This window comes from Megasphaera indica, assembly GCF_046614755.1.
In the GTDB taxonomy this organism is placed as follows: Bacteria; Bacillota; Negativicutes; order Veillonellales; family Megasphaeraceae; genus Megasphaera; species Megasphaera intestinihominis.
Window position 1 is genome coordinate 1 of record NZ_JBKKJR010000011.1, and the last position, 12,434, is coordinate 12,434.

Annotated in this window: 17 protein-coding genes and 1 tRNA gene; all 18 read left to right on the forward strand. The window is 49.5% G+C overall.

Features of this window, described 5'->3' with window-relative positions; translation table 11 throughout:
* Nucleotides 1-126: 126 nt before the first annotated feature.
* The 18 genes from ACFCTO_RS06800 to ACFCTO_RS06885 all read left to right on the forward strand — a co-directional run bounded on the left by ACFCTO_RS06800 (nt 127) and on the right by ACFCTO_RS06885 (nt 12,297).
* Nucleotides 127-333: a hypothetical protein gene (locus ACFCTO_RS06800; protein WP_499876599.1), complete on the forward strand. Its 207-nt coding sequence runs from the start codon at nt 127-129 to the stop codon at nt 331-333.
* The gene (locus tag ACFCTO_RS06805; protein WP_499876600.1) at nt 334-861 is read left to right on the forward strand and encodes a hypothetical protein; all 528 of its coding nucleotides are present in this window, start codon (nt 334-336) and stop codon (nt 859-861) included.
* A 35-nt stretch (nt 862-896) separates the two neighbouring features.
* Nucleotides 897-967, forward strand: a tRNA-Trp gene (locus tag ACFCTO_RS06810).
* An 85-nt stretch (nt 968-1,052) separates the two neighbouring features.
* Complete coding sequence (locus tag ACFCTO_RS06815) at nt 1,053-1,769, forward strand: terminase small subunit (protein ID WP_499876601.1); 717 nt, start codon at nt 1,053-1,055, stop codon at nt 1,767-1,769.
* Nucleotides 1,729-3,021, forward strand: a complete 1,293-nt coding sequence (locus ACFCTO_RS06820) for a PBSX family phage terminase large subunit (protein ID WP_499876602.1) — start codon at nt 1,729-1,731, stop codon at nt 3,019-3,021. The genes ACFCTO_RS06815 and ACFCTO_RS06820 overlap by 41 nt, the downstream gene beginning before the upstream one ends.
* Nucleotides 3,018-4,385 carry a phage portal protein gene (locus tag ACFCTO_RS06825; protein ID WP_499876603.1) on the forward strand — a complete coding sequence of 456 codons (1,368 nt, stop codon included), beginning with the start codon at nt 3,018-3,020 and terminating at the stop codon, nt 4,383-4,385. The genes ACFCTO_RS06820 and ACFCTO_RS06825 overlap by 4 nt, the downstream gene beginning before the upstream one ends.
* Nucleotides 4,327-6,048 (forward strand): minor capsid protein, encoded by a 1,722-nt coding sequence (locus tag ACFCTO_RS06830; protein WP_499876604.1) that lies wholly within the window; start codon nt 4,327-4,329, stop codon nt 6,046-6,048. Before ACFCTO_RS06825 ends, ACFCTO_RS06830 begins: the two co-directional genes overlap by 59 nt.
* Before the next feature lie 4 nt (nt 6,049-6,052).
* The gene (locus tag ACFCTO_RS06835; protein ID WP_287046967.1) at nt 6,053-6,205 is read left to right on the forward strand and encodes a hypothetical protein; all 153 of its coding nucleotides are present in this window, start codon (nt 6,053-6,055) and stop codon (nt 6,203-6,205) included.
* A 436-nt stretch (nt 6,206-6,641) separates the two neighbouring features.
* On the forward strand, nt 6,642-6,953 hold the full coding sequence (locus ACFCTO_RS06840) for a YjcQ family protein (protein ID WP_499876605.1): 312 nt from the start codon (nt 6,642-6,644) through the stop codon (nt 6,951-6,953).
* A gap of 193 nt (nt 6,954-7,146) precedes the next feature.
* Nucleotides 7,147-7,773, forward strand: a complete 627-nt coding sequence (locus ACFCTO_RS06845; protein WP_499876606.1) for a DUF4355 domain-containing protein — start codon at nt 7,147-7,149, stop codon at nt 7,771-7,773.
* A 15-nt stretch (nt 7,774-7,788) separates the two neighbouring features.
* Nucleotides 7,789-8,700, forward strand: a complete 912-nt coding sequence (locus ACFCTO_RS06850) for a phage major capsid protein (protein ID WP_302484831.1) — start codon at nt 7,789-7,791, stop codon at nt 8,698-8,700.
* Nucleotides 8,701-8,727: 27 nt separating this feature from the next.
* A complete protein-coding gene (locus tag ACFCTO_RS06855; protein WP_169013953.1) occupies nt 8,728-9,084 on the forward strand; it encodes a hypothetical protein in 357 nt (118 codons plus the stop codon).
* An 89-nt stretch (nt 9,085-9,173) separates the two neighbouring features.
* Nucleotides 9,174-9,458: a hypothetical protein gene (locus ACFCTO_RS06860; RefSeq protein ID WP_499876607.1), complete on the forward strand. Its 285-nt coding sequence runs from the start codon at nt 9,174-9,176 to the stop codon at nt 9,456-9,458.
* Nucleotides 9,458-9,859: an HK97 gp10 family phage protein gene (locus tag ACFCTO_RS06865; RefSeq protein ID WP_302484833.1), complete on the forward strand. Its 402-nt coding sequence runs from the start codon at nt 9,458-9,460 to the stop codon at nt 9,857-9,859. Before ACFCTO_RS06860 ends, ACFCTO_RS06865 begins: the two co-directional genes overlap by 1 nt.
* On the forward strand, nt 9,856-10,317 hold the full coding sequence (locus ACFCTO_RS06870) for a phage tail terminator family protein (protein ID WP_302484834.1): 462 nt from the start codon (nt 9,856-9,858) through the stop codon (nt 10,315-10,317). The genes ACFCTO_RS06865 and ACFCTO_RS06870 overlap by 4 nt, the downstream gene beginning before the upstream one ends.
* A 3-nt stretch (nt 10,318-10,320) precedes the next feature.
* Entirely contained in the window at nt 10,321-11,451 is a 1,131-nt protein-coding gene (locus tag ACFCTO_RS06875) for a phage tail sheath subtilisin-like domain-containing protein (RefSeq protein ID WP_302484835.1), read from the forward strand.
* A 13-nt stretch (nt 11,452-11,464) separates the two neighbouring features.
* Nucleotides 11,465-11,920: a phage tail tube protein gene (locus tag ACFCTO_RS06880; RefSeq protein WP_302484836.1), complete on the forward strand. Its 456-nt coding sequence runs from the start codon at nt 11,465-11,467 to the stop codon at nt 11,918-11,920.
* Between the two features lie 14 nt (nt 11,921-11,934).
* The gene (locus ACFCTO_RS06885; protein ID WP_022496888.1) at nt 11,935-12,297 is read left to right on the forward strand and encodes a phage tail assembly chaperone; all 363 of its coding nucleotides are present in this window, start codon (nt 11,935-11,937) and stop codon (nt 12,295-12,297) included.
* The last annotated feature ends 137 nt before the right edge of the window (nt 12,298-12,434 follow it).

Below are 12,434 nucleotides of genomic sequence, written 5' to 3' on the forward strand. Positions count from 1 at the left end.
ATGACTATGAAAAATTATATGCAAACTACAAGAAAAAGGCAGCTTTGATTGCTGGATAACTGATTGATAGAAACCTCAATTTAATTTGTACTCAAACTTGACATAGGACCAGAAACGGTAAAAAGATTGGCTAATAAAGTTATTGATAAAGAAAGTCCTAAATATACCAGAGTGCAGTTAAAGGGGAAAAATAATAATAAAAATTCTATTGTATTTGATACGGAAGTTTTGAGATTAAAAGAACAAGTTGAATCCTTGTTAAACGAAAATGGAACTGTTAATACGCAAGATATTTTAGCAAAAATGGTTCCGATAATAAAGGAATTGGAATAAATGATATATCATGATTGGCTACTTTTAATAGAATACTATTGGTCAACAATAAAACCTAGTGAACGCAGGTATGAAATGATTTTACCATTTTTAATCTCTATTGTTGTTACTTGTATATATATCAGTAATGGAGCTACATTATCAGGATTGCTAAAATTAAGAGATTTATTACCTGCTACTTTAGCTATTTTAATAGGGTTTACGATTGCTTGTATAGCACTACTAGCTTCAAGTGAGGCTAGTAATATAAAAAAATTGAAAGTTAATTCGACTAGGGGACGAAATATAAATGGCGTAGTTATTTCCTTATACCAATGGATTTTAACACTATTTTGTTATGAGCTTTTGGTACAGATAGTATTGCTTTTGTTTACTTTTTTTGTTGCATTTATTATTCGAGTGGTAAATTGTTATGTTTTTATATCTTTTCTACTACTCATCGAAGTAGCACTTTTATTGCATATTAGTTTTTTGTTGGTTAGATGTGTTACATATATTTATTTATCTTTTTTTCCAAATAAAAAGTAGAATTTAGCACTCACAATTGTGAGTGCTTTTTTCATAGGTGCATAGTGTAATGGAAACATGGTGGTCTCCAAAACTGCAGATGGAGGTTCAAGTCCTTCTGCACCTGTCAATTACAAAACAAACAACAGGCGGTGGTGAAGTATGTGAGTAATGCAATCAGAGATAAGGCATATAAAGATTATTGTAGTGGCATGAAATATAAAGATATTGCTGAAAAATACAATGTGTCACTATCTACGGTAAAAAGCTGGGCCACACGGCACTGGAAAGTTGCGGCCAAAGGGGAAAAGTTGCAACCGCAACCAGAAAAAGTTGCAACCTTGCAACCAAAGAAAAAGTTAAAAAAAAAGCTGCTGGAATCGGTCAATGACAATGAAGAACTGACTGAGAAGAGGCGGCTTTTTTGCTTGTATTACGCCACTTCCCACAATGCGCTCCAGTCATACCTGAAAGCGTATAAATGTGATAAAGAGACGGCTATGGCGAGCGGCTCAAGATTGTTAAGAAATGTTAAGGTCCAGGCGGAAGTGAAACGGCTGCGCCAAATCATGCAGTATCATCTGGACGTCGGCGTTTCCGACCTGGTGCAGTACTGCTTAAAGGTCGTCGGGGCAGACCTGGGCGACTACGTCACCTTTAACGGCTTTAACGTCAAATTGGCGGATAGTAAAACCGTCGACACGTCCGTTGTGTCTGAGGTCAAGCAGGGGAAAGACGGCATCAGCATCAAAATGGAAGACAAGAAGTGGGCCTGGGAGATGCTGGCTAAGTACCTGGGCTTCGATGCCATGGAAGAACTAAAGAAAGAAAAACTCAAGGCCGAGGTGGCCGAATTGCGCACGGATAACGATGAGGAGGATATTACTTTTGAATTCGCACGAGAACCGAAAACGGAAACGAAAAGTTAATATTGCCGATTTGATTGCCCCATCGTTCGATGAGGTCTTTTTTGACGTCGAACAGCACCTGCATACCTTTTATCTGCTGGCCGGTGGCCGTGGCAGTGCCAAGTCATCTTTTGTAGGCGGTATCCGCATCCCCGTATCGGTGATGGAAGACCCGAATGTCCATGCCGTCGTCATCCGTAAGGTCGGCAACACCATCAAGAACAGCGTCTTGCCTCAGATTGTCTGGGGCCTGGAGCAATTGGGCGTCCTGGACAAGTTCCGCGTCAAATTGTCGCCGCCGGAAATCACGTACAAGAAGACGGGGCAGAAAATCCTTTTCTTTGGGCTGGACGATCCGGCCAAGGTCAAATCTGTCAAACTGCCCTTTGGTTATGTCGGCATTGTGTGGTTCGAGGAATTGGACCAGTTCAGCGGCATGGAAGAGATTCGTAACGTGTTGCAGTCTCTCCTGCGCGGCGGCCCGTCCTATCAAGTGTTCGGGACGTATAACCCGCCGAAGAGCCGGAATAACTGGGTCAATGAGGAAATTCTTGTGGATGATCCAGACCGGCTGGTTCACCACTCGACCTATTTGACCGTGCCGGAAGACTGGCTGGGGCCTCAGTTCCTGGCCGAAGCGGAAAAGCTCAAAGCCAAGAACGAACGGGCCTATCGTCATGAGTATCTCGGCGAAGTCACAGGTACGGGCGGCGCGGTCTTTGAAAATGTCGAAGACATGGCCATGAGCGATGAACTTGTCGGAAATTTTGACAGGTTGTACTACGGTCTGGACTTCGGCTTTTCCATTGACCCGCTGGCCTTTGTATCAATGCACTACGATGCAAAAAAAGAAGATCTATACATCTTCGATGAAATCTATCAGCAGAAGCTGACCAATAGCCGGGCCGCCGAACTGATACAGCAGAAGGCCGGCTCCGGCCGCATCATCGCTGATTCAGCCGAACCGAAGTCGATACAGGAGATGCGGAACATGGGCCTTCATGTAGGCGGAGCCAAGAAGAGCCGCGACAGCGTCGAACACGGCATCAAGTGGCTCCAGGACCGGGCCCATATCTACATCGATAAAAGACGCTGCCCGAACACGTACCGGGAGTTCGTGACGTATGAGTACGAGCGGAACCGGCAGGGGCAGTTCATCAGTGCCTACCCAGATAAAGACAACCACGCACTGGATGCTACGCGGTACGCTATGGATGACGTCATGCGCCGTTCGGCCATCCCAGGACTGCGGAAAGGAGATTTTGGTTTATGAGGATTCAGACGACAAAGACCGCGCTGTCCGTGCAGGACCTGGCCCGGATTTGCTTGCGGCATGACAGGTATTATAATCACTGCCTCAAGCTAAAGGGCTACTATGCGGGACAGCACGACAACCTGCATAAAGAGGCGCGGAATCATGGTGCACCGAATAACAAGGTCGTGGCCAATTTTTGCAAATATATTTCGGATATGGACACGGGCTTCTTCATCGGCAAACCGGTCGCCTATGCCTCCTTTACCGGCAATGGGGACGAAGTCCAGGCGCTCCAGGACGTCTTTAAATACAATGACGAGGCCGCCCACAACATGGAACTGGCCGAAGAGGCCAGCATTACCGGCGACGGCTATGAACTGCTGTATATGGATGCCGACGCGAATATCCGCTTCCGCCGCATCCCGTCCGAAGAGGTCATCTTGGTTTGTGACGCCTCGCTGGAAGAGAATGTCATGCTGGGCATCCGGCACTACCGGGTATACGACTTGGACGGTGCGACCTATCAGGAGTACGTCGACGTCTATGATGACAGCACAGTGACGAATTACTCGTATGATTCCGGGACGCTCCGTCTGATCAGCGCGCCGCAGCCGCATTTCTTCAGCGACGTGCCCATCGTCGAATATGCGAACAACCAGCTCCATCAAGGCGACTTCGAAGGCGTCATCACACAGATTGATGCCTACAATCTGGCCCAGAGCTGTACCATGGACGACATGGAAGACTTCACGGACGCGTACCTGTGCCTGGCCGGGATGGGTGGGACTACAGGCGAAGACGTCCAGGAGATGCGGCGCAATAAAGTGCTGCTCCTGGACAACACGGGCGACGCCAAATGGCTCATCAAAAACCTGAACGACACGTATATCGAGAACATGAAGAGCCGCCTGGAAAAGGACATCCACAAGTTTTCGAGCGTGCCAGACATGAGCGATGAGGCCTTTTCTGGCAATGCGTCGGGCGTGGCCATCAAGTACAAGCTGATTGGCATGGAACAGATTCGCAGCCGGAAAGAGGTCGCCTTCCGGAAAGGACTGCAGCGGCGCATTGAACTGATTGCCGATATGCTGCGGACCAAGAGCGCGGCCGATATTGATTTTCGGGACATTGAGATTACCTTCACGGCCAACATCCCGGCCGACATCAAGGAACAGGCCGATATTGTTAAAGAGCTGTATGGCCTTGTGTCGCAGAAACGGCTGCTGTCCCTGCTGCCCTTCATCGCAGACCCGGCCGCCGAAATGGATGAGCTCAAGCGCGAAGAGGCGGACCGGCAGGATGCCTATGGGAGTGAGGTAACGAATGACGAACGAGGAGTACTGGGCCCGCCGGATGACGGAGCTGGAGGAACAGTGGAATAGGAAAAGCCGCCAGGAGCTGGAAACCGAACTGGCCGCCTATTATCGCCAGGCGCTGGCCCATATCCAGAAGGATATAGACGCCCTGTATGCCCGCTTTGCTGATGACAACGGCTTGACTTACGTCGAGGCGTCGCAGCTCTTGCAGGGGAGCGAATATCGCGTCTGGCGTATGGACATCGAGGACTACCTCAAGCAGTATAAGGATACCGGCGACAAGGCCATCCTCCAGGAGCTGAACGTATTGGCCATGCGCAGCCGCATCACCCGGCTGGACAAGCTATATACGGAAACACTGGTCCACCTGGCCGACTTGACGAAAAAGGCCGAGGACGCCATCGACAAGTATTTCCCGACGGTCTACCAGGATTTCTACTATCATGGTCTATACGACATAGGCCAGAAAATAGGCCTGATAACCGCTGTAACGGCCGTGGATGATAAACAAGTGTTATCTATCCTAAAGACGCCTTGGAGCGGTAAGAACTACAGCCAGCGCATTTGGACGGATAATGCACAGCTCGGCAAGACCATCAAAGACATCGTTACCCAGGCCACACACCGGGGGACGGATATAGAAACCTTGTCGCGGCTGGTATCACGCCGGATGGACGTCGGGGTGAGCAATGCCCGCCGCCTGGTTCGGACGGAGCTGAACTTTACAGAGAACCGGGCCGCCTTCGACAGCATCGAGGAAGCGGGAATGAAGTATTACCGCTTTTCGGCGACGCTGGACCGGCGGACATCGGCAACCTGCCGGAACCACGATGGCCATGTTTATTCCCTTGACGAGTATCAGCCAGGCAGCACGGCACCGCCACTTCATCCGAACTGCCGTTCTACCATTGCTGGCAGTCTATATGGGCCAGGAAAAAAGAAGACAGGGACACGTATTGCCAGGAATGATAAAGGTAAGACATATTATGTACCAGCCGACATGACGTATCAGAAATGGCATGAAAGTAAATTCAAGGTGGCTGATACCGCCTTCATGGGTAAGTTTACAGCTGAGTATGGTAAGACATCCGTATTGAAATTAAACCAAGTCGCTATAAATTTAAAAGCTGTTAGCAACAGTCAGTTTGAATTATATGCAGAGCATAATGCTTCGAGTAAAAATCGAGCCGTTATTTTTGCAGAAAATCAATTAAGAAAGGCAAAGGGTTATCTGCCTGATGATTTTATTATGCCAAAGGTAGCAGTGTTAGCTTTTGCACAAATCTGGCCTGATGTTAAGGCTATTGGCGCTTATAGCGAAGACCTAAATGTAGTGTTTATCAATTCAGAGTATGATACAGAAGCTAAAGTATTAGAATTCTTAGAAGATGGCAAAAAAAACGGAGTGGGATACGCAAATAACACAAGTCTTGCCCCCTATCTTCATGAATTAGGGCATTCCTATTTCGTTCAACGAATAGCGGCTCTTGTCGAAAAAGAAAATAAAGGTTATACTAAAATTAAAGATGAAATAGACAATAAAATTCTGGATATTATAGGTAAAGAAATAAAACATGATGAATCCTATTTGCTGGATAACGTATCTGAGTATGCAGATAAAGGCTATGGGACTCATAATTATGGAGAAATCATAGCAGAATGTTTCTCTGTAAGATTATCGGGAAAAGCTATTGTGAAAAGGTTGTTGTCCTTACTGAACGGAGAGTGATAATATGAGATTACCTAGCCCGGAAATGGTAAAATTGAATAGGCTATGGGATGAAGCCAAAACTCAGGAAGAAAAGGAAAAAATCAGTCAGCAGATGATTGAATTAGACAAGAAGGAAAGAAAAGAAATGGGACTTCCTGACGGGATGGAATTTTAACCTGATTCTGCAAGAAGTACCCTGCCCATATAGTTGGGAGTACGTTCATTTGTTGGGGGAGTTTTAGCATGGCAAATTTCAAACTTATTTATCGCATTTTTGCCAGAAGACTCCTTCCTCTTAGGTTGGAGATGAATGGCGAGTCTGTGGTATAATATCAATAGCAGTTAGACTTCTGCGTGAACAAAAAAGTATTTTTCAATCAACGGCCTTTGAGCCGTTTTCGGAGGAGCACTCCCCCTTGCCGCAGCACGACGCCATAGGCGAATCGCGACGGGTAGAAAAGAAGTGCAAAATGTATCTACCAAAGTAAGCAGAACTTCGATTTCGAGGGACTGTGTAAGGGGCTTTTGGACAGCCCTTTGAGAATAAGGCTATCCTGATTGTAGGAGGAAACTTAAACAGCAACCTTCTCAAGAATCTCCCACTTCTATCAGTGGGAGAGGTTCAACAGATTCTTTCCCTTTTAGATAAGTATCTGGACTATGAGGACCCTGACTGGTCACGATTGTCAGCGGATCATTTTCAGGTGACAGAAAAACGGTTCATTTCCATCATGCTTATGCTGTATCAGGCCGGGTATATTGATGGCATTGAACCCATTCACTTAGGGGGTAACCGGTTTGATTTGAAATACATTAACCCAACTATCACGTTGAAGGGATTAGAGTACCTTGAAGACAATGACCTGATGCATAAGGCTTACCGATTGCTTAAAGGCGTAAAAGATATAACGCCAGGTGTATAAGAATATAGCTAACAAGCGCTAAACGGAAACGGGAGGCGCTTTTTTCGTGTCCAGGTTACAAGGAGGGCTAACATGCATACAGAACTGTATAAGCGGGCACCTCGGAAGAAGGGGCCGCCGTGAATAAGCATATAGTGTTTCAGCGTCTGAGTGATCAGGCGCTTTTTCTATGCCAATTTTAGGAGGGATAATCATGGCAGACGAATTCAAGTTCGACCTTCAGCGGTTCGCCGACGGCGGCACTGAAGGCGGTGCAGACGATACAACAGGCGGCACCGAAGGCGATAAAGGCGGAAAAGACGCCCCGGAAGCCCCGGAAACCCCGGAAACCAAGACCAAAGCAGAGCAGGAAGCGGATGTCCAGAAATGGATTGATGAGGCTTTAGCGAAAGCTAAGACGCGATGGGAAAAGGAATACCAGCAGAAGGCAGATAAGGCCAAAAAAGAAGCGGAACGCCTGTCTAAACTGTCCGATGCTGAGCGGGCCAAGGAGGAGCAGGAAGCCATCAAGAAGGAATTGGAAGCCAAGGAAAAAGAACTGAATCGGAAAGAGCTGAAGCTCGAAATAGTGAAGGTACTGTCCGACCGCAAGATTCCTGTTGAATTCATGGACTACCTCATCGCCGACGACAACGAATCGACGATGGACCGCATCAAGACGTTTGATAAACAATTCAAGAAGGCCGTTGAAGCGGCCGTCAATGAAAAGCTGAAAGGCAAGGCCCCGAAAGCCGGCGGCACCGGTGTTGGCGGCAATGGCGGTGGTAGTGCCAAGAACAGCTTCTTTGAAGCCATTTACAAGAATCAGGCCAAACGATAAGAGGAGGAATACAATATGGCAGACGAATTATTTTTGAAAGACAATTTGAGCGGCTTCGTGCCGACCCCGATTGCATCCGACATCATTGCGGATGTCGTTCGCGGTTCCAGCGTCATGCGACTGTCCACGGTCCAGCCGATGGAATCGGAAACGAAGAAATTCCCGGTCATGGTCTCCGGCCCTGGCGCATACTGGGTCGGTGAAACGGAACGCATTCAGACATCCGTTGCCAAATGGATTTTCCCGGAATTGGTCGCCAAGAAAATCGGCGTCATCATTCCGGTCAGCCGTGAAAAAATGGAAGATACGACCATCAACGTCTTCTCGGCCATCAAGCCCTATGTAGCCGAAGCCTTTTATAAGGCCATCGACGCAGCCTGCTTGTTCGGCACGAACAGCCCGTTTGCAAAAAATATCTTAGGGGTAGCGACTGCCGGCAAACAGACCGTTGCTGAAGGCACGAATAAGTCGTTAGACCTCGACATTTCCGACACGATGGCCTCAGTTGAAGCCCAGGGCTTGGACGTTGATGGTTTCGTTGCCGGTTATGATCTGAAAAACTCCCTGCGCAAACTGCGTGATGCCAACGGCAACCAGCTCTATGTGCAGGATGTGGACCAGTCCACTCTGTACGCTCAGCCGATTGAGTTCTGCCGCAACGGTGCCTGGGATGCCACGAAGGCCCGCGCCATCGCCGGCAACTGGAAATACTCGCTCATCGGCTTACGCGACCAGATTCAGTACACCACACTCAGCGAAGCCACACTGACGACGGTTACCATGGCAGATGGCAAGCCGTTGTCCTTGGCAGAAAACGACATGGTTGCCATCAAAGCCACCATGCGCCTCGGTTTCCTGCCGGTCAAGGAAACGGCCTTTGCCGTCCTGACCCCGAAAGCCACCACGACCAGCAGCACGGGCAAATAGTCTCTGATGAGGGAGGAGGGATAAGCCATGAATTATCTCACACCCGATGAGGCGGTCGAGAAAATCGTTGATGCCGTCACCCAGAACACGACTGACACGTACCAAGCTGAGCGCTTAGCCCAGAAATTCGTCTATGACGTCTTGGACTACTGCAACCGGGAAGATTTCCCCAAGGCCCTGGTCTTTACGGCCGAGGATATGGTGACGCGCTGGCTGGAGGATACCGAAGACGGCGGCCGGGCTCCCTTGAAGAGCCTGACCCAGAACGACACGACGTATCAATTCGCCGTGTCGGAAGTATCCTCGACGGGGGACCCCAAGGAAGAAGATTTCGACCGTCTCAAACCTAAATTGAACCTGTATCGGCGCCCGAAGAGTCTCTAGGGGGTGGTCCTATCAGCTGGAAACGATGCAAGCGCCTGCTCAACAAATACATGTATGCCGACCGCGTCACCGTGTACCGGCAGCAGGCTGTGAAAGACGACGACGGAGCCGATGATTATACGACGCAGGCCGTCTACCAGGAACTCCCGTGCCATCTGACACAATATGGCAAGGAGATGCAGAGCGGCCAGAATCCGCGGGAGTTCGTCACAAAGACGGAACTGCGCATCTGCCTGGATCCGGAATACGACATTTTGCCGAACGATGTCCTAGTCATCGTGCATGTCGGCCAAACCTTTACGCTCAATGCCGCGAAGGCTTTTAAGTATCCAGACCATCAGGAAATCAGCGTCCGTAGAGAGGATGAGGCGTAATGGTGATGCAATTTGGTGGCTTCGACGCCTTCGATGAGCGATTAGCCAAAATCGAAGAACAGGGAGCCAAAAAGATGAACCAATTTGTCGCCCAGGAAGCGGAGGTTATCATTGGGAAAATCAAGGATAACACGCCGACACAGACAGGCCGTCTCAAGAACGGCTGGAAACACTCCCGGGCCATACAGGGGAAGACAACGATTTACAACAACGTCAAATATGCCGCCCACGTCGAGTATGGCCATCGCCAGACGCCGGGGCGGTATGTGCCGGCCATCGGGAAGCGGCTGAAGAAAGACTTCGTCCCTGGCAAGAAGATGCTGCATAAAGGGATGATGGAGGCCGGACAGACCTTCGAGGCAGACTCGGAGGCCATTTTCAAGGCGGTGTTAGACGAATGATGACGCTTCGCGAGATAAAAGCGGCCATCGTGGCCGTACTCAATCAAAACTTCAAAGGCTATAAGGTGCACTTCGATAATGTCGAGAAATCGGATGCACCTTATTTTTATGTCGAGTTCATGCCGACGGCCACGACCGTGGACGACCTGTTCAGCGACCGGCTGATTCAGGTGGACATTACCTATATCCACCCCAAAGACGCTATGGGACGCGTGAGCCGCACGGCCGTCTTCGAGGTAGCCGATGCCCTGGACAAGGTTTTCCGCCCTGTCCTGGCCGTCAAGGACCGGCATATTACGATTCTCGACGCAGAGATGACCATTGTCGATGACATCCTGCACTATATTTTCAATCTTGATTTCCGTGACAACTTTGAGGATGCCGGCCGCATCCAGTATGAACTGGCCCAGCACCTGGAACTGGAAATCAACACGCTCAATCAAACGGAAGGGGAATAGCATATGGCAAATGAACAGGAATTGTTCGGCATGCCGCAGATTATCATCAATTTCCGTACCAAGGGGACGACGGCTATCAAGCGCAGTGCCCGCGGTATCGTGGCGATGATTCTGCACAACGAAGTCAAAGACGAAATCCATAATTACACTATCCGCGACGTTTCCGACATCCCGGATACAGGCCTTACAGATGAAAACGTGGACCTTATCAAGAAATGCCTGCTCGGCACGCCGCTCCGCATCCTGGTCTACACGTTGCCGAATACCAATGTCGACGGCGCTACGAAGACCCAGGCCAATGTTCTCAAGATGCTGACCAACATCAAATGGAACTGGCTCTGCGCACCGACTGCTTCGGTGCAGGAACAGCAGGACCTGGCGTCTTGGATTAAGGCACAGCGCAACAACAAGCATAAAACCTTCAAGGCCGTATTGTCCGGCCAGGACGCAGACCATGAAGGGATTGTCAATTTCTGCACAAATGACATTAAAGTGCAGACCGATACAGACAGCTCCGGCAATCCGGCCTATACGACGTACACGGCCTTGCAGTATACGGCTCGTATCGCCGGCATTTTGGCTGGCCTGGCTCTGGACCGCAGTGCCACGTACTTCAAGTTGACCGAAGTCGAAAGCGTCGAAGTCTATGAAGACATCGACACGCTGATTGACCAGGGCGAACTTCTACTCATTGACGAGCAGGATGGCGACGGCGTCAAGATTGCCCGCGCCTGCAACAGCCTGACGACCTTCACCACGGATAAAGGCGAAGAGTTCCGGAAAATCAAGATCATCGAAGGAATCGATATGGTCACCGACGACATCCGCGATACCTTCAAGAAGTATTACGTGGGCAAGGTCATCAACGACTACAACCACAAAATGCTCTTCATTTCGGCCATCCTGGTCTATTTCTCGGAAATCAAGGGCAATGTGCTGGATGCCGATGCGCCTAACACGGTCGACATCAACACGACCTGGCAGAGCAATTACGCAAAACTCCATGGTGATGACCCGACGACCATGTCGGTCATGGAAATCCGCCAGTACAATACCGGCGATACGCTGGCCCTGGTCGGTGACATCCGCTTTGTGGATGCTATGGAAAACTTGAAGATTGATTTCACGCTGTAAGGAGGCCTGACAAATGGCAAGAAGCGAATATGACGTAAAATATCGCGGCAACCGGCGCTGGAACGGCTCCCACGGGAAATTATGGTGGGAAGGCGAACTCATCTTTGAAATTGAATCGTTCGAAGTCGACGTCGAGCCGAACCGTGAAGATGTGCTTATCGGGAACAGTGTAGACAGTAAGATCGTATCCCTCAAAGGTACAGGGACGCTCAAAATCAAGAGCGTCATCAACCGGAATCTTAATAAGTACCTGGAAGACTGGAAGAGCGGCCATGACCCGCGCACGACGCTGGTCGGCCTGGTCGAAGATCCGGATATGATTGACGCCCAGAAAGAGCGCATCACGCTTGATAACGTTTGGTTCAACCAGTTGTCGCTCATGAATTTTGAAAAAGGGAAAGTCATCGAAAAAGAATACCCCTTCGGCTTCACGCCGGAAGACGCTGCATTTACGGAAACCGTTGAATAGGAGGAGAACATACTATGGCAGTTAGCATTCAGGAATTGATTAACCAGAAAGACAAAATCGAACAGAAGAAGCAGGAAACCTTTGACCTCGACACCAGCGTCGGCAAGCTGACGGTCAAGAAAATCACGAAAGGCCTCATGGCCGAAATCATGGCCATCACCGACGGCTCCGACGAATACTGCATCTTGCAGACTGTCGTCGAACCGAACTTGAGGGACGCCACCCTGCAACAGGCCTATGGCTGCGTCGAACCGACGGACATCATCGACAAATTGTTCGATGCCGGCGAGATTCCGGCCATTGCCCGCAAGATTTCCCAGCTGTCCGGCTATGGGAAAGACATCGAATCGAAGGTCCATGAAGACGTAAAAAACTAATCCAAGAGGACTGGGAAGCGGCCACGGCGGCCGCCCTGGTCCTCCGTGGGCATCGACTGGACTATTTCTTCGGCTTGAACCGGTTGGAAAAGATTTTCTGCTATGAGGCTGTCTGCCTGGAGCAGCAGCGTGAATTG

Coding starts and splice junctions, on each gene's coding strand:
- ACFCTO_RS06805 (WP_499876600.1), top strand. CDS start 334: ATGATATATCATGATTGGCTACTTTTAATAGAATACTATTGGTCAACA.
- ACFCTO_RS06815 (WP_499876601.1), top strand. CDS start 1,053: ATGAAATATAAAGATATTGCTGAAAAATACAATGTGTCACTATCTACG.
- ACFCTO_RS06825 (WP_499876603.1), top strand. CDS start 3,018: ATGAGGATTCAGACGACAAAGACCGCGCTGTCCGTGCAGGACCTGGCC.
- ACFCTO_RS06830 (WP_499876604.1), top strand. CDS start 4,327: ATGACGAACGAGGAGTACTGGGCCCGCCGGATGACGGAGCTGGAGGAA.
- ACFCTO_RS06835 (WP_287046967.1), top strand. CDS start 6,053: ATGAGATTACCTAGCCCGGAAATGGTAAAATTGAATAGGCTATGGGAT.
- ACFCTO_RS06845 (WP_499876606.1), top strand. CDS start 7,147: ATGGCAGACGAATTCAAGTTCGACCTTCAGCGGTTCGCCGACGGCGGC.
- ACFCTO_RS06850 (WP_302484831.1), top strand. CDS start 7,789: ATGGCAGACGAATTATTTTTGAAAGACAATTTGAGCGGCTTCGTGCCG.
- ACFCTO_RS06855 (WP_169013953.1), top strand. CDS start 8,728: ATGAATTATCTCACACCCGATGAGGCGGTCGAGAAAATCGTTGATGCC.
- ACFCTO_RS06865 (WP_302484833.1), top strand. CDS start 9,458: ATGGTGATGCAATTTGGTGGCTTCGACGCCTTCGATGAGCGATTAGCC.
- ACFCTO_RS06870 (WP_302484834.1), top strand. CDS start 9,856: ATGATGACGCTTCGCGAGATAAAAGCGGCCATCGTGGCCGTACTCAAT.
- ACFCTO_RS06875 (WP_302484835.1), top strand. CDS start 10,321: ATGGCAAATGAACAGGAATTGTTCGGCATGCCGCAGATTATCATCAAT.
- ACFCTO_RS06880 (WP_302484836.1), top strand. CDS start 11,465: ATGGCAAGAAGCGAATATGACGTAAAATATCGCGGCAACCGGCGCTGG.
- ACFCTO_RS06885 (WP_022496888.1), top strand. CDS start 11,935: ATGGCAGTTAGCATTCAGGAATTGATTAACCAGAAAGACAAAATCGAA.